This window comes from Citrobacter sp. LJND-P06 (assembly GCF_058188415.1).
On record NZ_CP187317.1, the window covers coordinates 1,145,313 to 1,166,889 of the forward strand.

The window sequence follows — 21,577 nt, forward strand, 5'->3', positions numbered from 1 at the left end:
GTTTTCACTCGGTGCTATTGCCGTTTTTCCTGCAAGGTTGTGTTTTCATGCCCCAGTCTACATCCGTCGTCCGTCGTAATGGATTTACTTTTAAGCAGTTTTTTGTAGCGCACGACCGTTGCGCGATGAAAGTGGGAACTGACGGCATTCTGTTAGGTGCCTGGGCGCCAGTCGCGGGTGTAAAGCGAGTCCTTGATATTGGTACGGGTAGTGGGCTGCTGGCGCTAATGTTAGCGCAGCGTACCGACGAAAACGTCATCATTGATGCTGTAGAACTGGACGCCACCGCTGCCGAACAAGCGCAGGAAAATATTGTACAGTCACCGTGGGCGCATCGCGTGACGGTACACTGTGAAGACGTTCAGCAATGGGTTCCTCGTCAGACTGTTCGTTTCGATCTGATAATCAGTAATCCTCCTTATTATGAGCAGGGCGTGGAATGCGCCACGCCACAGCGTGAACAGGCGCGATATACCACGACGCTGGATCACCAGACGTTGCTGGCCAATGCCACGGAGTGCATTACGGAAGAGGGATTCTTTTGCGTTGTGCTGCCAGAACACATTGGCAACACATTCACGCAACAGGCGTTAAGCATGGGTTGGCATTTGCGACTGCGTACCGATGTAGCGGAAACGGAAGCTCGCTTGCCGCATCGGGTGCTGTTGGCGTTTTCTCCGCTGGCCGGAGAGTGTTTTAGCGACCGGATGGTGATCCGTGGGCCAGACCAGCGTTACTCTGAAAGTTACACGGCGCTAACCCAGGCGTTTTATCTGTTTATGTGAGTGCTTAATGGAGAGAGCACCGACGGGCCGGATTCAGGCAACAGGGCTGGATAATCCAGCGTGTAATGCAAACCCCGGCTCTCTTTACGTTGCATCGCACAGCGGACAATAAGTTCAGCCACCTGCACCAGATTACGCAGTTCCAGTAAATTGTTCGACACGCGGAAATTGGCGTAATACTCGTCGATCTCCTGTTGCAGCATGGTGATGCGGCGCAGGGCGCGCTCCAGACGTTTTGTCGTGCGAACAATGCCGACATAGTCCCACATAAACAGGCGCAATTCGTGCCAGTTATGCTGAATAACTACCAGTTCATCCGGGTTCTCAACGCGGCTTTCATCCCAGGCCGGGAGTTGATTAACGCCACGGGCATAGGGCATTCGGCGGTCAATATCTTCCGCCGCTGACCAACCGTAGACCAGGCATTCAAGCAGTGAATTAGAGGCCATGCGGTTTGCGCCGTGCAGGCCGGTATAGCTCACTTCTCCGATTGCATACAGACCATCGACATCGGTGCGGCCAAAATCGTCCACCATGACGCCGCCGCAGGTGTAGTGTGCGGCAGGGACGATGGGCACGGGTTCTTTGGTGAGATCAATCCCCAGTCCTAACAGCTTTTCGTAAATCATCGGGAAGTGCTGGCGGACAAACTCAGCGGGTTTATGACTGATGTCGAGGAACATACAATCTGCGCCAAGACGCTTCATTTCATGATCGATGGCCCGGGCGACAATATCGCGTGGTGCCAGTTCGCCACGCGCATCAAAGTCCGGCATAAATCGTGTGCCGTCAGGGCGTTTAAGGTGCGCCCCTTCGCCGCGCAGCGCTTCGGTGAGCAGGAAATTTCGCGCCTGTGGGTGATATAACGCAGTGGGGTGAAACTGATTAAACTCGAGGTTGGCGACGCGACACCCGGCGCGCCAGGCCATGGCAATACCATCACCTGAGGAGATATCCGGGTTGGTGGTGTATTGATACACCTTTGATGCTCCGCCCGTCGCCAGTACAACCGATTTGGCGTGGCAGGTTTCGACGGCTTCTTTATTACGATTCCAGATCCATGCGCCAACCACCCGGCGGGTTCCCGGCAAGCCAATTTTGTCGGAGATAATTAAATCAACGGCATTGCTGCGTTCCAGCACACGGATATTAGGATGGTTTTGCGCCTTGCTGACCAGCGTGGTTTCGACTTCTTTGCCGGTGGCATCGGCAGCATGCAGAATGCGGCGATGGCTATGTCCACCTTCGCGGGTCAGGTGATAGCTCTCTTCCCCATTAGCCTGAACGTGGGTGTCAAACAGGACGCCCTGATCAATCAGCCATTGAACACATGGGCGGGCATTGCTGGCGACGAACTCTACCGCGTGGCGATCGCAAATCCCGGCGCCTGCAACCAACGTATCTTCGACATGGGAGTCAATACTGTCAGTTTCATCGAAAACGGCGGCAATACCGCCCTGCGCATAAAATGTCGAGCCTTCGCAGACCGGCCCTTTACTCAGGACAATGACCTGATGCTTTTCAGCCAGGCGCAGTGCCAGAGAGAGTCCGGCAGCACCGCTGCCAATAATCAACACGTCACAGGAAAATTCAGGAATCGTATTCATTGCGTTTGTTTAATTTACTAAACAGTGTTTGGTCAGCATAGCACCACACCGCGCTTTACAGCACGTTTTATTTTCAAATGTGTTGCAACCACTAAACATGAAAGGATAAGACAGTTAGAGGTAGAATAGGGAAAATATTTTGCGAAGCAGGTCGTTAGCGTCAGATAATGTGATGAAATAAAGACGCTGTTGGGTTACTCTGCAAGCGACTAAATGGGCATTTCTAAACAGATAGTGCGTTGTTCAGACTCTGTAGACTTATAATGAGAGATAATGACCTGTCTACAACATGACAAACAAAAACAAATGCGTAACGGAACTTTACGAAACTCTGACACTCTAACCTGGTGCTTGCTCATATAGTGCGGCTGATGGAGTGGCGTTTCGAGAGCGCGTGGAAATTTGGTTTGGGGAGACTTTACCTCGGATGAGCGAGCAGTTAACGGACCAGGTCCTGGTTGAACGGGTCCAGAAGGGAGATCAGAAAGCCTTTAATTTACTGGTGGTACGCTACCAGCATAAAGTGGCGAGTCTGGTTTCCCGCTATGTGCCGTCGGGCGATGTTCCCGATGTGGTGCAAGAGTCATTTATTAAGGCCTATCGCGCGCTGGATTCTTTCCGGGGAGATAGTGCTTTTTATACCTGGCTATATCGAATTGCAGTCAATACAGCTAAGAATTACCTGGTCGCTCAGGGGCGCCGCCCGCCATCCAGTGATGTGGATGCGATTGAAGCAGAAAACTTCGAAAGTGGTGGTGCGCTGAAAGAAATTTCGAACCCTGAGAACTTAATGTTGTCAGAAGAGCTGAGACAGATAGTTTTCCGAACTATTGAGTCCCTCCCGGAAGATTTACGCATGGCAATTACCTTGCGGGAGCTAGATGGCCTAAGCTATGAAGAGATAGCTGCTATCATGGATTGTCCGGTGGGTACGGTGCGTTCTCGTATCTTCCGAGCGCGGGAAGCTATTGATAATAAAGTTCAACCGCTTATCAGGCGTTGACGATAGCGGGATACTGGAAAAGGTATTAGGCATGCAGAAAGAGAAACTTTCCGCTTTAATGGATGGCGAAACGCTGGATAATGAGCTGCTTAAAGCGCTGACTCATGACCCGGAAATGCAGAAAACATGGGAGAGTTATCACCTGATCCGCGATTCCATGCGCGGAGACACGGCTGATGTTCTCCATTTCGATATTTCCGCGCGCGTTATGGCCGCGATTGAAAGCGAGCCCGTACGCCAGGCGACGCCGTTGATCCCTGAAGCCCAACCCGCACCACACCAGTGGCAAAAAATGCCTTTCTGGAAGAAAATGCGTCCGTGGGCAGCGCAACTCACCCAAATGGGCGTTGCAGCATGCGTATCGCTTGCAGTTATTGTTGGCGTCCAGCACTATAACGGACAATCTGAAACGTCCCAGCAGCCTGAAACACCGGTATTCAATACCTTACCAATGATGGGTAAGGCGAGTCCGGTGAGTCTGGGGGTACCTTCCGATGCAACGGCCAGCGGTGGCCAGCAACAGCAGGTACAGGAGCAGCGTCGTCGTATCAATGCCATGCTGCAGGATTACGAACTGCAACGTCGACTGCACTCCGAACAGCTTCAGTTTGAGCAGGCGCAAACACAGCAAGCCGCTGTGCAGGTGCCAGGAATTCAAACTTTAGGAACGCAATCGCAGTAATGAAGCAACTTTGGTTTGCCATGTCACTTGTGACAGGTAGCCTGTTCTTCTCTGCTAACGCCTCGGCCAATCCTGCGTCCGGGGCGTTATTGCAGCAGATGAATCTGGCCAGCCAGTCACTCACTTACGAGCTGTCATTCGTCAGCATCAATAAACAAGGCGTTGAGTCTCTGCGCTATCGGCATGCGCGCCTCGAAGATCGTCCGCTTGCACAATTGTTGCAACTGGATGGCCCGCGCCGGGAAGTCGTCCAGCGTGGAAACGAAATCAGCTATTTCGAACCCGGGCTTGAGCCGTTCACCTTAAACGGTGACTACATCGTTGATTCCCTGCCTTCTCTGGTCTACACCGACTTTAAGCGACTCGCTCCCTTTTATGATTTTATCTCTGTCGGGAAAACGCGTATTGCTGACCGTTTGTGCGAAGTGATCCGTGTTGTTGCGCGTGACGGTACCCGCTATAGCTACATCGTCTGGATGGACGCAGAGACCCGATTACCGATGAGAGTTGATCTCCTTGATCGCGATGGTGAAACACTGGAGCAATTCCGTGTGATTTCCTTCAACGTGAGCAATGATATCGGCAATACGATGCAAACCTTGGCAAAAGCTAATCTGCCGCCTCTGCTTTCCGTTCCGGCGGGGGAAAAGACCAACTTCAACTGGAGCCCATCCTGGCTTCCGCAAGGGTTCAGCGAAATCTCCAGTAGCCGACGTCCGATTCCGACCATGGAAATGCCCATTGAGTCTCGTCTGTACTCCGATGGTTTGTTCAGTTTCTCGGTGAACGTTAACCGTGCGACGCAAGCCAGCACCGATCAACTGCTGCGTACCGGGCGTAGAACGGTAAGCACCAGCGTGCGTGACAACGCAGAAATCACCGTTGTGGGTGAACTTCCGCCGCAAACTGCCAAACGTATTGCAGACAACATTAAGTTCAGGGCAGCGCAATGATCAAAGAGTGGGCAACGGTTGTCTCCTGGCAGGATGGTCAGGCGAGGGTGAGTTGTGATGTTAAGGCATCCTGCAGCAGTTGCGCTTCCCGGGCAGGATGCGGCACTCGGGTGTTGAATAAACTGGGGCCGCAAACGACGCATACGATTGTGGTGCCGAGTGCTGAGCCGTTGGTTCCAGGGCAGAAAGTCGAACTGGGTATTGCCGAAGGCAGCCTGTTGGGGTCAGCGATGTTGGTATACCTGTCGCCGCTGGCTGGGCTTTTTCTGTTTGCTTCCTTATTTCAGGTATTGTTCGGCTCAGACATTGCTTCATTGAGCGGTGCGATATTAGGCGGGGTCGGGGGATTTTTGATTGCACGCGGTTTCTCCCGCAAACTGGCAACACGAGAAGCCTGGCAACCGGTGATTCTGAACGTTGCCCTGCCGCCGGGAATGCTCCGCGTCGAGAGCCCTCCAGCCGAAACGAGCCAGTGATTTCACTGGCTTTGTTGCATTTTTCATTGCAAAAGCGATGTTGTTTCCAGTTCCCGCTATCCTTGCTCTATGAACATTTCCTCGCCTCAGCGTTGTAGTGTAGAATGCGGCGTTTCACTTAAACAGACGTTAAGCTCAGAACAGCGACTTCTCAAAGCCTGTCGAACCAGGCGTAAGGCACAATAATTACACTATATGAAGAACATACGTAACTTTTCAATCATAGCTCACATCGACCACGGTAAATCAACGCTGTCTGACCGTATTATCCAGATCTGCGGTGGCCTGTCTGACCGTGAAATGGAAGCGCAGGTTCTCGACTCGATGGATCTTGAGCGTGAGCGCGGTATTACTATCAAAGCGCAGAGCGTGACGCTCGATTTCAAAGCCTCTGATGGTGAAACCTATCAGCTTAACTTTATCGACACCCCAGGCCACGTTGACTTCTCTTATGAAGTTTCCCGTTCACTGGCGGCTTGTGAAGGTGCATTGCTGGTGGTTGACGCCGGACAGGGCGTAGAAGCACAAACCCTGGCGAACTGCTATACCGCCATGGAAATGGATCTGGAAGTGGTTCCGGTTCTTAACAAAATTGACTTACCTGCTGCCGATCCTGAACGTGTGGCAGAAGAAATTGAAGACATTGTTGGCATCGACGCCACCGACGCCGTGCGCTGCTCCGCGAAAACGGGCGTGGGCGTAACCGACGTTCTGGAACGTCTGGTGCGCGATATTCCGCCGCCGGAAGGCGATCCGGAAGGCCCGCTGCAGGCGCTGATCATCGACTCCTGGTTCGATAACTATCTTGGCGTTGTCTCGCTGGTGCGTATTAAAAACGGCACCATGCGTAAAGGCGACAAAATTAAAGTGATGAGCACCGGGCAGGTCTACAACGCAGACCGTCTGGGCATCTTTACACCGAAGCAGGTTGACCGTACTGAGCTGAAATGCGGCGAGGTAGGTTGGCTGGTTTGTGCGATTAAAGACATCCTCGGCGCACCGGTTGGCGATACGCTGACGCAGGCGCGTAACCCGGCAGATAAAGCGCTGCCAGGGTTTAAAAAGGTTAAACCACAGGTTTATGCCGGTCTGTTCCCGGTCAGTTCAGACGATTACGAAAACTTCCGCGATGCGCTCGGTAAACTGAGCCTGAACGACGCTTCTCTGTTCTACGAGCCAGAAAGCTCAACGGCGCTGGGCTTCGGCTTCCGCTGTGGCTTCCTGGGGCTTCTGCACATGGAGATCATTCAGGAGCGTCTGGAACGTGAATACGATCTGGATCTGATAACCACAGCGCCGACCGTTGTTTACGAGGTCGAAACCACGGGCAAAGAAACTATCTATGTTGATAGCCCGTCCAAACTGCCGCCGCTGAACAACATTTATGAGTTGCGCGAGCCGATCGCGGAATGTCACATGCTGCTGCCGCAGGCTTACCTGGGCAACGTTATCACGCTGTGTATCGAGAAGCGTGGCGTACAGACCAACATGGTATACCACGGTAACCAGGTGGCGCTGACCTACGAAATCCCGATGGCGGAAGTGGTGCTCGACTTCTTCGACCGTCTGAAGTCAACGTCTCGTGGCTACGCGTCGCTGGACTATAACTTCAAACGCTTCCAGACATCGGACATGGTTCGTGTTGACGTGTTGATCAACAACGAGCGTGTTGATGCGCTGGCGCTGATCACTCACCGTGGTAATTCGCAAAGCCGTGGCCGTGATTTGGTTGAGAAGATGAAAGAGCTCATCCCGCGCCAGCAGTTTGATATTGCTATCCAGGCCGCGATTGGGACACACATTATTGCGCGCTCGACGGTGAAGCAGCTGCGTAAGAACGTGTTGGCGAAGTGCTATGGCGGTGATATCAGCCGTAAGAAAAAACTGCTGCAGAAGCAGAAAGAAGGTAAAAAACGAATGAAGCAGATCGGTAACGTAGAGCTGCCTCAGGAAGCGTTTCTCGCCATTCTGCATGTCGGTAAAGACAGCAAATAACCCTAAGGAGTTGGCATGGCGAATATGTTTGCCCTGATTCTGGTGATTGCCACACTGGTTACGGGCATTTTATGGTGCGTGGATAAGTTTATCTTCGCGCCAAAACGTCGGGAGCGTCAGGCAGCGGCACAAGCCGCTGTCAATGAGTCGCTGGACAAAGCCACGCTAAAAAAAGTGGCGCCTAAGCCCGGCTGGCTGGAAACCGGTGCGTCGGTATTTCCGGTGCTGGCGATTGTGCTGGTTGTGCGTTCATTTATTTATGAACCCTTCCAGATCCCGTCAGGTTCGATGATGCCGACACTGTTAATCGGTGACTTTATTCTGGTGGAAAAATTCGCCTATGGAATTAAAGACCCGATTTACCAGAAAACCTTGATTGAAACCGGTCATCCAAAACGTGGCGATATCGTGGTCTTTAAATACCCGGAAGATCCGCGTCTGGATTACATCAAACGCGCTGTCGGTTTACCGGGTGATAAAGTCTCGTACGATCCGGTAGCAAAAGAAGTTACCATTCAGCCTGGATGCCGTTCAGGTCAGGCATGTGCAAATGCGCTGGCGGTAACTTATTCCAATGTTCAGCCGAGCGATTTTGTTCAGACGTTCGGCCGTCGTAACGCAGGCGAAGCCAGCAGCGGATTCTTTGAAGTGCCGTTGAACGAAACCAAAGATAACGGTATCCGTTTGACGGAGCGCAAAGAGACGCTGGGTGAGGTAACTCACCGGATCCTGACTGTGCCAATTGCACAGGATCAGGTCGGGATGTATTACCAACAGCCGGGTCAGCAACTGGCAACCTGGATTGTGCCGCCGGGACAATACTTCATGATGGGTGATAACCGTGATAACAGCGCGGACAGCCGTTACTGGGGATTTGTACCGGAAGCGAATCTGGTCGGTAAAGCAACGGCGATCTGGATGAGTTTTGATAAACAAGAAGGTGAATGGCCTACCGGCGTGCGTCTAAGCCGTATTGGTGGCATTCATTAATTCCTGATAAATGTTCATGTTGTCGTCTTAATGGCGACAACATGAATTATTTATTGGATAAATTCCCTCAGACTAACGACATCCTTTGTCGTTGTGTATAGAATATTCCCCCGAAGTTTAAGGTTGGCGCCGTCTGGTCGCCACGGCACACGAAACAGCATTGGTTTCAAATACAGGTCTGTTTCGTGTGCTGGATTGTTGACGCATTCATTTATTGGTATCGCATGAACCCCATCGTAATTAATCGGCTTCAACGGAAGCTGGGCTACACTTTTACTCATCAGGAGCTGTTGCAGCAGGCATTAACCCATCGTAGTGCCAGCAGCAAACATAACGAGCGTTTAGAGTTTTTAGGCGACTCTATTTTAAGCTTTGTCATCGCTAATGCGCTGTATCACCGTTTCCCGCGTGTGGACGAAGGCGATATGAGTCGTATGCGTGCCACGCTGGTGCGTGGTAACACACTGGCGGAATTAGCCCGTGAGTTTGATCTGGGTGAATGCTTGCGTTTGGGGCCAGGTGAATTGAAAAGCGGCGGCTTCCGTCGTGAATCTATTCTGGCCGATACCGTAGAAGCGTTAATTGGTGGCGTATTCCTCGACAGCGATATTCAGACCGTCGAGAAACTGATCCTTAACTGGTATCAAAGCCGTCTGGATGAAATTAGCCCGGGCGATAAACAAAAAGATCCGAAAACGCGTTTGCAGGAATATTTGCAAGGTCGTCATCTGCCGTTACCGTCTTATCTGGTGGTACAGGTGCGTGGTGAAGCGCATGATCAGGAATTTACTATCCACTGCCAGGTCAGCGGCCTGAGTGAACCGGTGGTAGGCACAGGTTCAAGCCGTCGTAAGGCTGAGCAGGCTGCCGCCGAACAGGCGTTGAAAAAACTGGAGTTGGAATGAGCGAAGATAAAACCTATTGCGGATTTATTGCCATCGTTGGTCGTCCGAACGTAGGCAAATCTACCCTGTTGAATAATCTGCTTGGGCAGAAGATTTCAATTACTTCCCGTAAGGCGCAAACCACACGTCACCGCATCGTCGGTATCCATACCGAAGGGGCGTATCAGGCTATTTATGTCGATACCCCGGGTTTGCACATGGAAGAAAAACGCGCCATTAACCGCCTGATGAACAAAGCGGCGAGCAGCTCCATAGGCGACGTTGAACTGATCATTTTCGTTGTGGAAGGCACCCGCTGGACGCCAGACGATGAGATGGTGCTGAACAAACTGCGTGACGGTAAAGCACCGGTTATCCTGGCCGTCAACAAAGTGGATAACGTGCAGGAAAAAGCGGATTTACTGCCACACCTGCAATTCCTGGCAAGCCAGATGAATTTCCTCGATATCGTGCCGATGTCTGCAGAAACCGGTATGAACGTGGACACCGTCGCGGGCATCGTGCGTAAACACCTGCCAGAGGCCATCCATCACTTCCCGGAAGATTACATCACCGATCGTTCCCAGCGCTTTATGGCTTCGGAAATCATCCGTGAAAAACTGATGCGTTTCCTGGGGGCTGAACTGCCGTACTCCGTGACCGTTGAGATTGAGCGTTTCATTACTAACGAACGCGGCGGCTACGACATCAATGGGCTTATCCTCGTTGAGCGTGAAGGGCAGAAGAAGATGGTCATTGGCAACAAAGGGGCCAAAATCAAAACCATCGGTATTGAAGCGCGTAAAGATATGCAGGACATGTTTGAAGCGCCAGTACACCTGGAACTGTGGGTGAAAGTGAAATCCGGCTGGGCCGACGACGAACGCGCGCTGCGCAGTCTCGGTTATGGCGACGATCTCTAATATTGCATGCTCTATGACTTTCGGGGTGCAGGACAAAACACATCGTGTTTTGAACAGCGTTTACGCTGGCTCCGAAGGCGCGCGGCCAACGCACCTGCAACGTGAAAGGCGACGAGTATGATGGAAGGCTGGCAGCGCGCATTCGTATTGCACAGCCGCCCGTGGAGCGAAACCAGCCTGATGCTGGACGTCTTCACGGAAGAGTCAGGTCGCGTGCGTCTGGTCGCCAAAGGCGCACGTTCCAAACGTTCTAATCTGAAAGGCGCTTTACAGCCTTTCACGCCGCTCCTGCTTCGCTTTGGCGGTCGCGGTGAGGTGAAAACCTTACGCAGCGCAGAAGCCGTCTCCCTGGCGCTTCCTCTCAGCGGTATCACGCTTTACAGTGGCCTCTACATCAACGAATTGGTTTCTCGTGTACTTGAATACGAGACGCGCTTTTCTGAACTCTTTTTTGATTATCTGAACTGCATACAAACACTGGCAGGTGCCACAGGGACTCCCGAACCCGCTCTGCGTCGCTTTGAGCTCGCGTTGCTCGGTCACCTGGGGTATGGGGTGGACTTCACGCATTGCGCAGGCAGCGGTGAAATGGTTGATGACACCATGACGTATCGCTATCGCGAAGAGAAAGGGTTTATCGCCAGCGTGGTGATTGATAACAACACCTTCACCGGACGGCATCTGAAGGCGCTTGAAGCAAGAGAATTTCCTGATGTTGATACATTGCGCGCAGCGAAACGCTTTACCCGTATGGCGCTAAAGCCGTATCTTGGTGGTAAGCCGTTAAAAAGCCGGGAGCTCTTCCGGCAGTTTATGCCAAAACGCGCATTGAAAACGAATAATGATTAACGAGGATTGTCATGGCTGAATTACTGTTAGGCGTCAACATTGACCACATTGCCACTCTGCGTAATGCGCGTGGCACCGCATACCCGGACCCGGTACAAGCTGCATTTATCGCCGAACAAGCGGGTGCCGACGGTATTACCGTGCACCTGCGTGAAGATCGCCGTCATATCACTGACCGTGACGTGCGTATTCTGCGCCAAACGCTGGATACCCGCATGAACCTGGAAATGGCCGTGACGGAAGAGATGCTGGCGATTGCCATTGAGACGAAACCGCATTTTTGCTGTCTGGTGCCGGAAAAACGCCAGGAAGTGACCACCGAGGGCGGTCTGGATGTGGCGGGTCAGCGCGACAAAATGCGCGATGCCTGTAAACGTCTGGCAGATGCAGGGATCCTCGTGTCATTGTTCATTGATGCCGATGAAGCGCAGATCAAAGCCGCCGCAGAGGTTGGGGCGCCCTACATTGAAATTCATACCGGCTGCTATGCGGATGCCAAAACCGACGCTGAGCAGGCGCAGGAGCTGGCGCGTATCGCCAGGGCAGCGACCTTTGCGGCAGGTCTGGGGCTGAAAGTGAATGCGGGTCACGGCCTGACGTATCACAACGTGAAAGCCATCGCCGCGTTGCCGGAAATGCACGAGCTGAATATCGGTCATGCCATTATCGGACGTGCGGTGATGAGCGGTCTGAAAGAGGCGGTTGCTGAAATGAAACGTCTGATGCTGGAAGCGCGTGGCTAATGGCGATCCTGGGGTTGGGCACGGATATTGTAGAAATTGCCCGTATTGAGGCAGTTATCTCGCGGTCGGGCGATCGTCTTGCAAGAAGAGTGCTCAGCGACAATGAATGGGCCATTTGGGAAACGCACCAACAACCGGTGCGTTTTCTCGCCAAACGTTTCGCGGTAAAAGAGGCGGCGGCAAAAGCCTTTGGCACCGGAATTCGCAACGGGCTGGCGTTTAACCAGTTTGAAGTGTTTAACGATGAGCTAGGCAAGCCGCGTTTACGGTTGTGGGGGGAGGCGCTAAAGCTGGCGGAAACCCTCGGTGTGACCAGTATGCACGTCACGCTGGCAGATGAACGACACTACGCCTGCGCCACGGTAATTATCGAGGGTTAAGCAAGGGCCGATTCAGATTTTGTCCGCGTGGTGCATCAGGACAAACTTATCCCACAACTGCTCCTGCGTTTCGACGTGTGCCGGGTCTTTCAGAATCGTATTCGGGATCGGGCATACTTTCTGACAGGTTGGCGTGTCGTAATGACCGACGCATTCAGTACACTTGTCGCTGTTAATCTCATAGATAGCATCGCCCATAGAAATTGCCTCGTTTGGGCATTCAGGCTCGCACATATCGCAATTGATGCATTTTTTGGTGATTAACAGCGCCATCAGGATACTCTCAAAACATCTTAAATCGGGCGGGCATTATACGCGCATTCTTTGCTCAGACCAGTTTTTTTACCAGCGCTTCGCTGTGTCTGATCCGTCCCGGAGCGTGTTCCAAATCCTGTTGAACCAGCGCCATAAAAAGCACATCGGTGAGCATCATTTGAGCATGCGTGGATGAAATAGCCCCACTCCGGGTGGCCTGCTCCTCCGCAATGGTATACAGACAATGCGTAGCGCGCTGTTGCAATGCGTTAGGCGTAAATCCGGTGATGGCCAGTATTTTCCCGCCGACCAGCAATGTTTCATCCGCAGCCAGATTAAGCTCTCTGCGTTCACCCGTGTAGGAGATGGCCAGCAGCAGATCCTCTGAAGAGAGCGCCTGAACCGTCGCCAGCAGGGCGTGCATATCGCGTTCGACGACAGCATTAAAGCCAATCTTCATGAGCTTCCAGGCAAAGTTTTGCGCAACAAGGCCTGAAGCGCCAATTCCGGTCAGGACAATCCGGCGGGCGCGACGTAGCATCGTCACACTCTCTATTAGCTTTTCTTCACTGTTGACGTCGAGTGTTGCGTGCATCGCCGCCACATTTTCTTTTATCAGCTTTTCGCCAACCAGACGCATAGGGTCATCGCCACGGATCAGATTGTGGACGGGAACTGACTGAGGATTCGGATTGCTCACCAGCGCTTCGCTGATCGCCAGTTTCAGTGCCGGAAATCCTTTAAACCCCATTTTTTGCGCGAATTTCACCACGCTGGACTGACTGATGCCCACTTCGGCGGCAAGCTGCTGCGAGCTGAGATGCCGCGCGTTATCCGGTTGCGAAAGAAGATAATCCGCAAGCTTCTTGTCGCTTTGGGCAAGATGGGGATAACGTTGACGAATACGGACCAAACAGTTCATGGGCTCTCCTGGCGAAAACGTGATGGCGACAGCGACACAAATTTCACTCGCCTGAATGAATATAATATTCCATTATAGGGAAATAGTTTGAATTAAAAATTCCTGAGGAGAAAAAATGAATCTCGGCGCGTTAGTTTCAGAAACCCGTAATCCACAGACTATGGACCTTGATGCTTTATCCACGCTTGAGCTGGTTCATCGTTTTAATCAACAGGATACGCAGGTAGCGCTCGCAGTAAAAGAGACGCTGCCGGACGTTGCGCGTGCAGTCGATGCCGCTGCAAATGCGTTAAAGGCTAGGGGGCGCATTATTTATATGGGTGCTGGCACCAGTGGACGGCTGGGAGTGCTTGATGCGTCTGAATGCCCACCCACCTTTGGCGTGCCGCATGGACTGGTCGTGGGATTGATTGCAGGGGGGCCGGGCGCGTTGTTGAAGGCGGTTGAAGGTGCCGAAGACAGTCTGCAGTTAGGGGAAGAGGATTTAAAGGCGCTCAATCTGACCGCGCAGGATCTGGTGGTTGGACTGGCGGCATCTGGTCGCACGCCCTACGTGATTGGCGGCCTGAAGTATGCCAACCAGGCAGGATGCACCACGGTGGCGATTTCCTGTAATCCTGACTCACCGATCGCGCGTGAGGCGGACATTGCGATTTCGCCGGTGGTTGGCCCCGAGGCGCTGACGGGTTCAACGCGACTGAAATCAGGTACTGCACAAAAGCTGGTGCTCAATATGATCTCCACTGGTGCGATGGTGAAATTCGGCAAGGTCTATCAAAATCTGATGGTGGATATGAAGGCCACCAACGTCAAACTGATCGACAGAGCGTGTCGCATGGTGGTAGAAGCGACCGGGATTACGCGAGAAGAAGCCCAGGCGTTACTGACACAAACCGATTTTGACGTCAAACCCGCCATTCTGATGGCGCTCTCCGGGCTGGATGCGGCAGCCGCCAGAGAAAAACTGTCGGCTCACCAGGGATTTTTACGGGCGGCATTAGAAAACTAAACAGGCGAGCATACGGCGACGGGGCGCGAGCCGTTTATCATTGATGTGACACGACCGTGCGCATTAACGATTGTTGCCGGAAAAGTGATGTTCTATCTGTTAGGCTATTTAATAGAAGTAAGCGCCGGGTTTTCGTTGACCCGGCTTCAGCGTTCAACTTTCCAGAGGTGCAGGGTTTGACCAGCCACGAGCGTCGTGTCGTATTTTTTGATTTGGATGGTACGTTGCACCAGCAGGATATGTTTGGCAGTTTCCTGCGTTATCTGTTGCGTCGCCAGCCGCTGAATGTGCTGCTCGTGCTGCCTTTACTCCCTGTCATTGCCATTGCGTTGATGATAAAAGGGCGCGCCGCTCGCTGGCCCGTGAGTCTCCTGTTGTGGGGATGTACGTTTGGTCACAGCGAAGCGCGTCTGAAAGCGCGTCAGGCTGACTTTGTGCGTTGGTTTCGGGATAACGTCACCGCGTTTCCGATTGTGCAGGAACGACTCACCACCTATTTGTTGAGTTCTGATGCCGATATCTGGCTGATCACCGGTTCGCCGCAGTTGCTGGTCGAGCAGGTCTATTTTGATACCCCGTGGCTACCTCGCGTTAACCTGATCGCCAGTCAGATCCAGCGAGGCTATGGTGGCTGGGTATTGACCCTGCGTTGCCTGGGACACGAAAAAGTCGCGCAACTTGAGCGGCAGATTGGCACGCCGCTGCGTCTGTACAGTGGATACAGCGACAGCAAGCAGGACAACCCATTACTCTACTTTTGCCAGCATCGCTGGCGCGTCACGCCACGCGGTGAGCTCCAGCAACTGGAATAGTGCAAAGCAGAGTGTCTGTGTATAATGCGCCCGCTTTTATTACTGGAGTCTCCCTTTGTCTGAAGTCGAATTTAGCCACGAATACTGGATGCGTCATGCGTTGACGCTGGCGAAGCGCGCCTGGGACGAACGTGAAGTGCCGGTGGGGGCTGTATTGGTGCACAACAATCGCATCATCGGTGAAGGGTGGAATCGGCCGATTGGTCATCACGATCCCACTGCGCATGCGGAAATTATGGCGTTGCGACAAGGGGGAATGGTGCTGCAAAACTACCGTTTGCTGGACGCCACGCTGTACGTCACGCTGGAACCGTGCGTCATGTGTGCGGGCGCGATGGTTCACAGTCGGATTGGTCGGGTTGTTTTTGGCGCGCGTGATGCAAAAACGGGCGCGGCAGGCTCGCTGATGGATGTCTTACATCACCCGGGTATGAATCATCGGGTGGAAATCACCGAGGGTATCTTGCGTGATGAATGCGCGACGCTGCTTAGCGATTTTTTCCGCATGCGTCGTCAGGAGATCAAAGCGCTGAAAAAATCATCGGCGACGCCTGAATAAACGTCGCGTTACTCTGCCTCTTTTTCCTTTGGCGGTAACAGTAATGTTGGCGAAGGCGTCAGGTAGGCCGAGGACGACTGAGACAAAAACGAGGAGAGGGAGAGCCTCTCTTTACCAAATTCCTCCGCAGACACCGCCGGGTAGTCCTGCGCCAGTTTCAGTGTTTCTGCGGCCTGTTTTTCCTTCTCCTGCAGATAACCGACCAGGCTTATCTGATACTTTCGAATGTTTTCCACGTAGGCGTAAGCTTCATGTCCGCGCGCATAACCGTAGGTCAACTTACTGTAATACGGTTTCTGGCTGAGCAGCGGTAAGCGCTGTTTTACATCGCTCCAACTGTCCGGATTTCCTTTGGTTTTTACCGTTAACGCCCGGGCGTCGAGCATGTGCGCATAGCCCATGTTGTAAGCAATGAGCGCAAACCAGATACGCTCTTCTTCGGGGACGGTATCAGGGACTTTGCTCATCATGTCCTGTAGATAACGCGCGCCGCCGCTGATGCTCTGTTCGGCGTCGGTTCTGTCAGTCAATCCCAGGCTCTGGGCGGTATTTCTGGTGAGCATCATCATGCCGCGGACGCCGGTTGGCGAAGTGGCTTGTGCATCCCAGTGCGATTCCTGATATGCGATAGCCGCCAGTAAACGCCAGTCAATTTCCTGCGCATACTTCTGAAACAGCGGTTTCAGCTCTGGCAGCACATTATCGACAGCGCGTAAGAAGGTGCGGGTGTCAACGTAATCAAAGTCGCCGCCGTGACCCAAATATTTCTCTTCCAGTCGCGCCAGAGAACCGTCTTCATTCATGGTGTTAAAAAAATCGAGCAGGGCTGCCGAGAGCGTGTTGTCATCATCCAGTTGGCTGAACCAGGTGACAGGCTGCTCATCGGTGACATCCAGTGCAACGGCCAGTTCAGGGTGTACGCGCTGGAACAAGCTGATCGCCACCGAGTCAGCGATGGTGTACTCCAGTTCGCCGCTGATCACCGCTTCCATCAGTTCCGTCGTGCCTTTTTTGTCATCGACTTTCCAACTGAGCTCGGGGAACTTTGTCTCTTTCAGGGTGCGTAGGTCATTCAAGACCACATGACCTGGCGCAATGGTGAGTTGGTTTTCATTCACGGCGGCAAGGGTTCGCGGGCGATATTGTCCGACCCGATAAACCACTTGCTGAGAAACAGAGTAGTACGTTGGGCCCGATTGGTAGTTTTTCACGCGTTCGCTGTTATAGACCAGACCCGCGGCCAGCAGGTCGGCTTTGCCATTGTCCAGATCGTCAAACAACTGGCTGATGTTCTGACGTACGGTGACCTTCAGCTTTACGCCTAAGTAGTTGGCGAACAGTTGCGCCAGCTCATAATCCAGACCGTACTTTTTTCCATTGAGGGTTGAGTAGGTTAGCGGTGAATCAATGGTACTGACGCGCAGCTCTCCCCGCGCCTGAATGGCGGCGATACGATTATCGGCTTTACCGAACCAGGGGATTGATGGCCAGAGGGCCGCTGCCAACAGCAGCGTCAGTATGCCGATGAACAGATAATTAATCTTTAATTTTTTCAATTAGTTAATTCTCTGGATCGTGCGGTTTCTCAGCCTGAAAATGCAGTGATTAAAGCCAGTGTGAGTCATTGATGTGCGGCATTTTGCGCAACAATACGCCAGTTGGCAACTAATTCGGAATCAGTGGCGCATCGGATGATAAGAAACGGCGGTGATTTTATTTCGACGCAAACGGTTTCGTCAGCGCGCCAGATTCTTTATAATGACGCCCGTTTCCCCACTTGGGCACACCGAAAGCTTAGAAGACGAGAGACTTATGATGGAAATTCTGCGTGGTTCGCCTGCACTGTCTGCATTCCGTATTAACAAACTGCTGGCGCGTTTTCAGGCTGCCAACCTCCAGGTCAACAATATTTACGCTGAGTATGTCCATTTTGCCTGCCTTAATGCACCGCTGAACGATGATGAGCATGCACAGCTTGCCCGTTTGCTGAAGTATGGCCCGAGCTTACGCAGCCATACCCCGGAGGGAAAACTGCTGTTAGTTACCCCTCGTCCTGGCACCATCTCTCCCTGGTCTTCCAAAGCAACGGATATTGCACACAACTGCGGCCTGCAACAGGTGAGCCGTCTGGAACGTGGCATTGCCTGGTACGTTGATGCTGAGCCTCTCACCGCTGAGCAGTGGCAAAGCGTTGCCGCTGAACTGCACGACCGCATGATGGAGACGATTTTCTCCTCGCTGAACGACGCAGAAAAACTGTTTGTTCACCACCAACCGGCACCGGTTGCCAGCGTTGATGTGCTGGGCGAAGGTCGTCAGGCATTGATTAACGCTAACCTGCGTCTGGGCCTGGCGCTGGCGGATGACGAAATTGATTATCTGCATACTGCCTTCAGTAACCTGGGCCGCAATCCGAACGATATCGAACTCTATATGTTCGCCCAGGCGAACTCCGAACACTGCCGCCACAAGATTTTCAACGCCGACTGGGTCATTGATGGCGAACAACAGCCGAAGTCGTTGTTCAAAATGATCAAGAACACCTTCGAGAAGACGCCGGAGCACGTACTTTCAGCCTATAAAGATAACGCGGCGGTCATGGAAGGTTCTGACGTGGGGCGTTACTTCGCCGACCATGAAACGGGTCGTTATGACTTCCATCAGGAGCCAACGCACATCCTGATGAAAGTCGAAACCCATAACCACCCGACCGCAATTTCGCCGTGGCCTGGCGCTGCGACCGGTTCCGGTGGCGAGATTCGTGACGAAGGCGCGACCGGGCGTGGCGCAAAGCCGAAAGCCGGCCTGGTCGGTTTCTCCGTTTCCAACCTGCGTATTCCGGGCTTTGAACAGCCGTGGGAAGAAGATTTCGGTAAGCCGGAGCGCATTGTTACCGCGCTGGACATCATGACCGAAGGCCCGCTGGGCGGCGCTGCGTTTAACAACGAATTTGGTCGTCCGGCGCTGAACGGTTACTTCCGTACGTATGAAGAGAAAGTGAACAGCCACAACGGCGAAGAGCTACGCGGCTATCACAAACCGATCATGCTGGCGGGCGGGATCGGCAACATCCGCGCCGATCACGTACAAAAAGGTGAGATAGTCGTTGGCGCGAAGCTGATTGTGCTCGGCGGCCCGGCGATGAACATCGGTCTTGGCGGCGGCGCGGCCTCTTCTATGGCATCCGGCCAGTCCGATGCCGATCTGGATTTCGCCTCCGTACAGCGCGACAACCCGGAAATGGAACGTCGCTGCCAGGAGGTTATCGACCGTTGCTGGCAGTTGGGCGACGCTAACCCGATCCTGTTTATCCACGACGTGGGTGCGGGTGGTCTCTCTAACGCGATGCCGGAACTGGTAAGCGACGGCGGGCGCGGCGGCAAATTTGAACTGCGTGACATCCTCAGCGACGAGCCGGGTATGAGCCCGCTGGAAATCTGGTGTAACGAATCGCAGGAACGTTATGTTCTGGCGGTTGCCGCCGACCAGTTGCCGCTGTTTGATGCGCTTTGCAAGCGCGAGCGCGCGCCGTACGCCGTGATCGGTGAAGCAACGGAAGAACAGCATCTTTCGATGAATGACCGCCATTTCGATAATCAGCCTATCGATCTGCCGCTGGATGTTCTGTTGGGCAAAACGCCGAAAATGACCCGCGATGTACAGCGCCTGCAAGCAAAAGGCGACGCGCTGGATCGTCGTGATATTACCGTTGCCGATGCGGTCAACCGCGTACTGCATTTACCTGCAGTGGCGGAAAAAACGTTCCTCGTCACCATCGGCGACCGCACCGTCACTGGCATGGTGGCGCGCGATCAGATGGTTGGCCCGTGGCAGGTTCCGGTGGCGAACTGTGCGGTGACCACCGCCAGTCTTGACAGCTACTACGGCGAAGCCATGTCGCTGGGCGAACGTGCGCCTGTCGCATTGCTGGATTTCTCCGCGTCTGCCCGTCTGGCGGTTGGAGAAGCGCTTACCAACATCGCGGCGACCCAGATTGGTGATATCAAACGTATCAAACTGTCTGCAAACTGGATGGCGGCAGCAGGCCACCCGGGCGAAGATGCCGGCTTGTATGAAGCCGTAAAAGCGGTGGGTGAAGAGCTCTGCCCGGCATTGGGTCTGACCATTCCGGTGGGCAAAGACTCGATGTCGATGAAAACCCGCTGGCAGGAAGGCAATGAACAGCGTGAAATGACCTCTCCATTATCGCTGGTGATCACCGCGTTTGCCCGCGTAGAAGACGTCCGCCACACCATCACGCCGCAGCTCTCCACGGAAGACAACGTGCTGCTGCTGATTGACCTTGGCAAGGGGCACAACGCGCTGGGGGCAACGGCGCTGGCGCAGGTTTACCGTCAGCTTGGCGACAAACCGGCAGACGTGCGTGACGTCGCGCAGCTGAAAGGCTTTTATGATGCAATGCAGGCGCTGGTGGCGCAGCGCAAACTGCTGGCGTATCACGACCGTTCTGATGGCGGTTTGTTGGTGACGCTGGCTGAGATGGCCTTTACCGGTCACTGCGGCATTCAGGCGGATATCGCGGCCCTGGGCGACGATCGTCTGGCAGCGCTGTTTAACGAAGAGCTGGGCGCTGTCATTCAGGTTCGTGCGGCGGATCGTCAGGCCGTCGAAACCGTGCTGGCGCAACATGGTCTTGGCGACTGCGTTCACGCGTTAGGCCAGGCCGTTTCCGGTGACCGTTTTGTTATCGAAGCGAAGGGGCAGGTTGTCTTCAGCGAAAGCCGTACCACCTTGCGTACCTGGTGGGCTGAAACCACATGGCAAATGCAGCGTCTGCGTGACAACCCTGAATGTGCCGATCAGGAACATCAGGCGAAAACCAACGATGCCGATCCAGGCCTTAATGTGAAGCTGTCGTTTGATATCAGCGAAGATATCGCTGCGCCATACATCGCGACCGGCGCGCGTCCAAAAGTCGCAGTACTGCGCGAGCAGGGCGTCAACTCGCATGTGGAAATGGCGGCGGCCTTCCACCGTGCGGGCTTTGATGCAATCGATGTACACATGAGTGACCTGTTGGCGGGGCGTACAGGCCTTGATGACTTCCAGGCGCTGGTGGCGTGTGGCGGCTTCTCTTACGGCGACGTACTGGGGGCCGGTGAAGGTTGGGCGAAATCGATCCTCTTTAACAACCGCGTGCGCGATGCGTTTGAAACCTTCTTCCACCGTCCGCAAACGCTGGCGCTGGGCGTGTGTAATGGCTGCCAGATGATGTCCAATCTGCGTGAGCTGATCCCGGGCAGCGATCTGTGGCCGCGCTTTGTGCGTAACCATTCCGACCGTTTTGAAGCGCGCTTTAGTCTGGTAGAAGTGACCCAAAGCCCCTCTCTGTTACTGCAGGGAATGGTGGGCTCACAGATGCCGATTGCCGTTTCTCATGGTGAAGGGCGTGTGGAAGTGCGTGACGATGCGCATCTGGCTCAGCTTGAGAGCAAAGGTCTGGTGGCACTGCGCTATGTCGATAACTTCGGTAAAGTAACAGAAACCTACCCGGCGAACCCGAACGGCTCGCCGAACGGGATCACGGCGGTGACTACTGAAAATGGTCGTGTAACCATCATGATGCCGCACCCGGAACGCGTTTTCCGCACCGTAAGCAACTCCTGGCACCCGGAAAACTGGGGCGAGGACAGCCCATGGATGCGTATCTTCCGTAACGCGCGTAAGCAGTTAGGTTAATGTCCCCACAATGATAAATGCCCGGTGAATTCTACCGGGCATTTTTGATG

At 53.6% G+C, this 21,577-nt stretch carries 21 protein-coding genes and 1 pseudogene; 18 read left to right on the top strand and 4 right to left on the bottom strand.

Going from position 1 to position 21,577, the window contains the following annotated elements:
• Nucleotides 1–47: 47 nt before the first annotated feature.
• Nucleotides 48–785, top strand: a complete 738-nt coding sequence (gene trmN / locus ACO7SM_RS05555; protein WP_490470023.1) for a tRNA(1)(Val) (adenine(37)-N(6))-methyltransferase TrmN — start codon at nt 48–50, stop codon at nt 783–785.
• On the opposite strand, the gene nadB is transcribed toward trmN, so the two are convergent.
• Entirely contained in the window at nt 770–2,392 is a 1,623-nt protein-coding gene (nadB, locus tag ACO7SM_RS05560) for an L-aspartate oxidase (protein WP_490470024.1), read from the bottom strand. The genes trmN and nadB overlap by 16 nt on opposite strands.
• 347 nt (nt 2,393–2,739) lie before the next feature.
• Between nadB and rseD the strand changes: the two genes are divergently transcribed.
• The 12 genes from rseD to acpS all read left to right on the top strand — a co-directional run bounded on the left by rseD (nt 2,740) and on the right by acpS (nt 12,270).
• Entirely contained in the window at nt 2,740–2,823 is an 84-nt protein-coding gene (gene rseD / locus ACO7SM_RS05565) for a rpoE leader peptide RseD (protein ID WP_490470873.1), read from the top strand.
• Entirely contained in the window at nt 2,820–3,395 is a 576-nt protein-coding gene (rpoE, locus tag ACO7SM_RS05570; protein WP_000003307.1) for an RNA polymerase sigma factor RpoE, read from the top strand. Before rseD ends, rpoE begins: the two co-directional genes overlap by 4 nt.
• 31 nt (nt 3,396–3,426) lie before the next feature.
• Nucleotides 3,427–4,077 carry an anti-sigma-E factor RseA gene (gene rseA, locus ACO7SM_RS05575; RefSeq protein ID WP_162379149.1) on the top strand — a complete coding sequence of 217 codons (651 nt, stop codon included), beginning with the start codon at nt 3,427–3,429 and terminating at the stop codon, nt 4,075–4,077.
• Nucleotides 4,077–5,030: a sigma-E factor regulatory protein RseB gene (gene rseB / locus ACO7SM_RS05580; RefSeq protein WP_490470025.1), complete on the top strand. Its 954-nt coding sequence runs from the start codon at nt 4,077–4,079 to the stop codon at nt 5,028–5,030. The genes rseA and rseB overlap by 1 nt, the downstream gene beginning before the upstream one ends.
• The gene (rseC, locus tag ACO7SM_RS05585; protein ID WP_490470026.1) at nt 5,027–5,506 is read left to right on the top strand and encodes a SoxR-reducing system protein RseC; all 480 of its coding nucleotides are present in this window, start codon (nt 5,027–5,029) and stop codon (nt 5,504–5,506) included. Before rseB ends, rseC begins: the two co-directional genes overlap by 4 nt.
• A gap of 195 nt (nt 5,507–5,701) precedes the next feature.
• Complete coding sequence (gene lepA, locus ACO7SM_RS05590; protein ID WP_490470027.1) at nt 5,702–7,501, top strand: translation elongation factor 4; 1,800 nt, start codon at nt 5,702–5,704, stop codon at nt 7,499–7,501.
• A gap of 15 nt (nt 7,502–7,516) precedes the next feature.
• Complete coding sequence (gene lepB / locus ACO7SM_RS05595; RefSeq protein WP_490470028.1) at nt 7,517–8,491, top strand: signal peptidase I; 975 nt, start codon at nt 7,517–7,519, stop codon at nt 8,489–8,491.
• 224 nt (nt 8,492–8,715) lie between these two features.
• Nucleotides 8,716–9,396: a ribonuclease III gene (gene rnc, locus ACO7SM_RS05600; RefSeq protein ID WP_162379144.1), complete on the top strand. Its 681-nt coding sequence runs from the start codon at nt 8,716–8,718 to the stop codon at nt 9,394–9,396.
• Nucleotides 9,393–10,298 (top strand): GTPase Era, encoded by a 906-nt coding sequence (gene era, locus ACO7SM_RS05605; protein ID WP_490470029.1) that lies wholly within the window; start codon nt 9,393–9,395, stop codon nt 10,296–10,298. The genes rnc and era overlap by 4 nt, the downstream gene beginning before the upstream one ends.
• Before the next feature lie 120 nt (nt 10,299–10,418).
• Nucleotides 10,419–11,147 (top strand): DNA repair protein RecO, encoded by a 729-nt coding sequence (gene recO, locus ACO7SM_RS05610; RefSeq protein WP_490470874.1) that lies wholly within the window; start codon nt 10,419–10,421, stop codon nt 11,145–11,147.
• A gap of 11 nt (nt 11,148–11,158) precedes the next feature.
• Nucleotides 11,159–11,890, top strand: a complete 732-nt coding sequence (gene pdxJ, locus ACO7SM_RS05615; RefSeq protein WP_490470030.1) for a pyridoxine 5'-phosphate synthase — start codon at nt 11,159–11,161, stop codon at nt 11,888–11,890.
• Nucleotides 11,890–12,270 (top strand): holo-ACP synthase, encoded by a 381-nt coding sequence (gene acpS / locus ACO7SM_RS05620; protein WP_490470031.1) that lies wholly within the window; start codon nt 11,890–11,892, stop codon nt 12,268–12,270. Before pdxJ ends, acpS begins: the two co-directional genes overlap by 1 nt.
• Before the next feature lie 12 nt (nt 12,271–12,282).
• Here the strand turns inward: acpS and ACO7SM_RS05625 are convergent, their stop codons facing one another.
• Together ACO7SM_RS05625 and ACO7SM_RS05630 are read right to left on the bottom strand one after the other, a co-directional pair.
• Nucleotides 12,283–12,543: a YfhL family 4Fe-4S dicluster ferredoxin gene (locus ACO7SM_RS05625; protein WP_490470032.1), complete on the bottom strand. Its 261-nt coding sequence runs from the start codon at nt 12,541–12,543 to the stop codon at nt 12,283–12,285.
• A gap of 55 nt (nt 12,544–12,598) precedes the next feature.
• Nucleotides 12,599–13,447, bottom strand: coding sequence for a MurR/RpiR family transcriptional regulator (locus ACO7SM_RS05630; RefSeq protein WP_490470033.1), 849 nt, complete (start codon nt 13,445–13,447; stop codon nt 12,599–12,601).
• Nucleotides 13,448–13,562: 115 nt separating this feature from the next.
• Between ACO7SM_RS05630 and murQ the strand changes: the two genes are divergently transcribed.
• The 4 genes and pseudogenes from murQ (at nt 13,563) to tadA (ending at nt 15,827) form a co-directional block, all read left to right on the top strand.
• Nucleotides 13,563–14,456 carry an N-acetylmuramic acid 6-phosphate etherase gene (gene murQ, locus ACO7SM_RS05635; protein WP_490470034.1) on the top strand — a complete coding sequence of 298 codons (894 nt, stop codon included), beginning with the start codon at nt 13,563–13,565 and terminating at the stop codon, nt 14,454–14,456.
• Between the two features lie 54 nt (nt 14,457–14,510).
• Nucleotides 14,511–14,626: pseudogene (locus ACO7SM_RS05640) on the top strand (PTS transporter subunit EIIC); the annotation flags it as partial.
• A 6-nt stretch (nt 14,627–14,632) separates the two neighbouring features.
• On the top strand, nt 14,633–15,268 hold the full coding sequence (gene yfhb / locus ACO7SM_RS05645; RefSeq protein WP_490470875.1) for a phosphatidylglycerophosphatase C: 636 nt from the start codon (nt 14,633–14,635) through the stop codon (nt 15,266–15,268).
• A gap of 55 nt (nt 15,269–15,323) precedes the next feature.
• Nucleotides 15,324–15,827, top strand: a complete 504-nt coding sequence (tadA, locus tag ACO7SM_RS05650) for a tRNA adenosine(34) deaminase TadA (protein WP_490470035.1) — start codon at nt 15,324–15,326, stop codon at nt 15,825–15,827.
• A gap of 8 nt (nt 15,828–15,835) precedes the next feature.
• Here tadA and mltF read toward each other — a convergent pair whose 3' ends face one another.
• Nucleotides 15,836–17,383: a membrane-bound lytic murein transglycosylase MltF gene (gene mltF, locus ACO7SM_RS05655; RefSeq protein ID WP_490470036.1), complete on the bottom strand. Its 1,548-nt coding sequence runs from the start codon at nt 17,381–17,383 to the stop codon at nt 15,836–15,838.
• A 256-nt stretch (nt 17,384–17,639) separates the two neighbouring features.
• Between mltF and purL the strand changes: the two genes are divergently transcribed.
• On the top strand, nt 17,640–21,527 hold the full coding sequence (gene purL / locus ACO7SM_RS05660) for a phosphoribosylformylglycinamidine synthase (protein WP_490470037.1): 3,888 nt from the start codon (nt 17,640–17,642) through the stop codon (nt 21,525–21,527).
• The last annotated feature ends 50 nt before the right edge of the window (nt 21,528–21,577 follow it).

What these genes read in the sequence shown, in the direction of transcription:
- trmN (WP_490470023.1), top strand. Translation starts at nt 48, where the DNA reads ATGCCCCAGTCTACATCCGTCGTCCGTCGTAATGGATTTACTTTTAAG.
- nadB (WP_490470024.1), bottom strand. Translation starts at nt 2,392, where the DNA reads ATGAATACGATTCCTGAATTTTCCTGTGACGTGTTGATTATTGGCAGC.
- rpoE (WP_000003307.1), top strand. Translation starts at nt 2,820, where the DNA reads ATGAGCGAGCAGTTAACGGACCAGGTCCTGGTTGAACGGGTCCAGAAG.
- rseA (WP_162379149.1), top strand. Translation starts at nt 3,427, where the DNA reads ATGCAGAAAGAGAAACTTTCCGCTTTAATGGATGGCGAAACGCTGGAT.
- rseB (WP_490470025.1), top strand. Translation starts at nt 4,077, where the DNA reads ATGAAGCAACTTTGGTTTGCCATGTCACTTGTGACAGGTAGCCTGTTC.
- rseC (WP_490470026.1), top strand. Translation starts at nt 5,027, where the DNA reads ATGATCAAAGAGTGGGCAACGGTTGTCTCCTGGCAGGATGGTCAGGCG.
- lepA (WP_490470027.1), top strand. Translation starts at nt 5,702, where the DNA reads ATGAAGAACATACGTAACTTTTCAATCATAGCTCACATCGACCACGGT.
- lepB (WP_490470028.1), top strand. Translation starts at nt 7,517, where the DNA reads ATGGCGAATATGTTTGCCCTGATTCTGGTGATTGCCACACTGGTTACG.
- rnc (WP_162379144.1), top strand. Translation starts at nt 8,716, where the DNA reads ATGAACCCCATCGTAATTAATCGGCTTCAACGGAAGCTGGGCTACACT.
- era (WP_490470029.1), top strand. Translation starts at nt 9,393, where the DNA reads ATGAGCGAAGATAAAACCTATTGCGGATTTATTGCCATCGTTGGTCGT.
- recO (WP_490470874.1), top strand. Translation starts at nt 10,419, where the DNA reads ATGGAAGGCTGGCAGCGCGCATTCGTATTGCACAGCCGCCCGTGGAGC.
- pdxJ (WP_490470030.1), top strand. Translation starts at nt 11,159, where the DNA reads ATGGCTGAATTACTGTTAGGCGTCAACATTGACCACATTGCCACTCTG.
- acpS (WP_490470031.1), top strand. Translation starts at nt 11,890, where the DNA reads ATGGCGATCCTGGGGTTGGGCACGGATATTGTAGAAATTGCCCGTATT.
- ACO7SM_RS05625 (WP_490470032.1), bottom strand. Translation starts at nt 12,543, where the DNA reads ATGGCGCTGTTAATCACCAAAAAATGCATCAATTGCGATATGTGCGAG.
- ACO7SM_RS05630 (WP_490470033.1), bottom strand. Translation starts at nt 13,447, where the DNA reads ATGAACTGTTTGGTCCGTATTCGTCAACGTTATCCCCATCTTGCCCAA.
- murQ (WP_490470034.1), top strand. Translation starts at nt 13,563, where the DNA reads ATGAATCTCGGCGCGTTAGTTTCAGAAACCCGTAATCCACAGACTATG.
- purL (WP_490470037.1), top strand. Translation starts at nt 17,640, where the DNA reads ATGATGGAAATTCTGCGTGGTTCGCCTGCACTGTCTGCATTCCGTATT.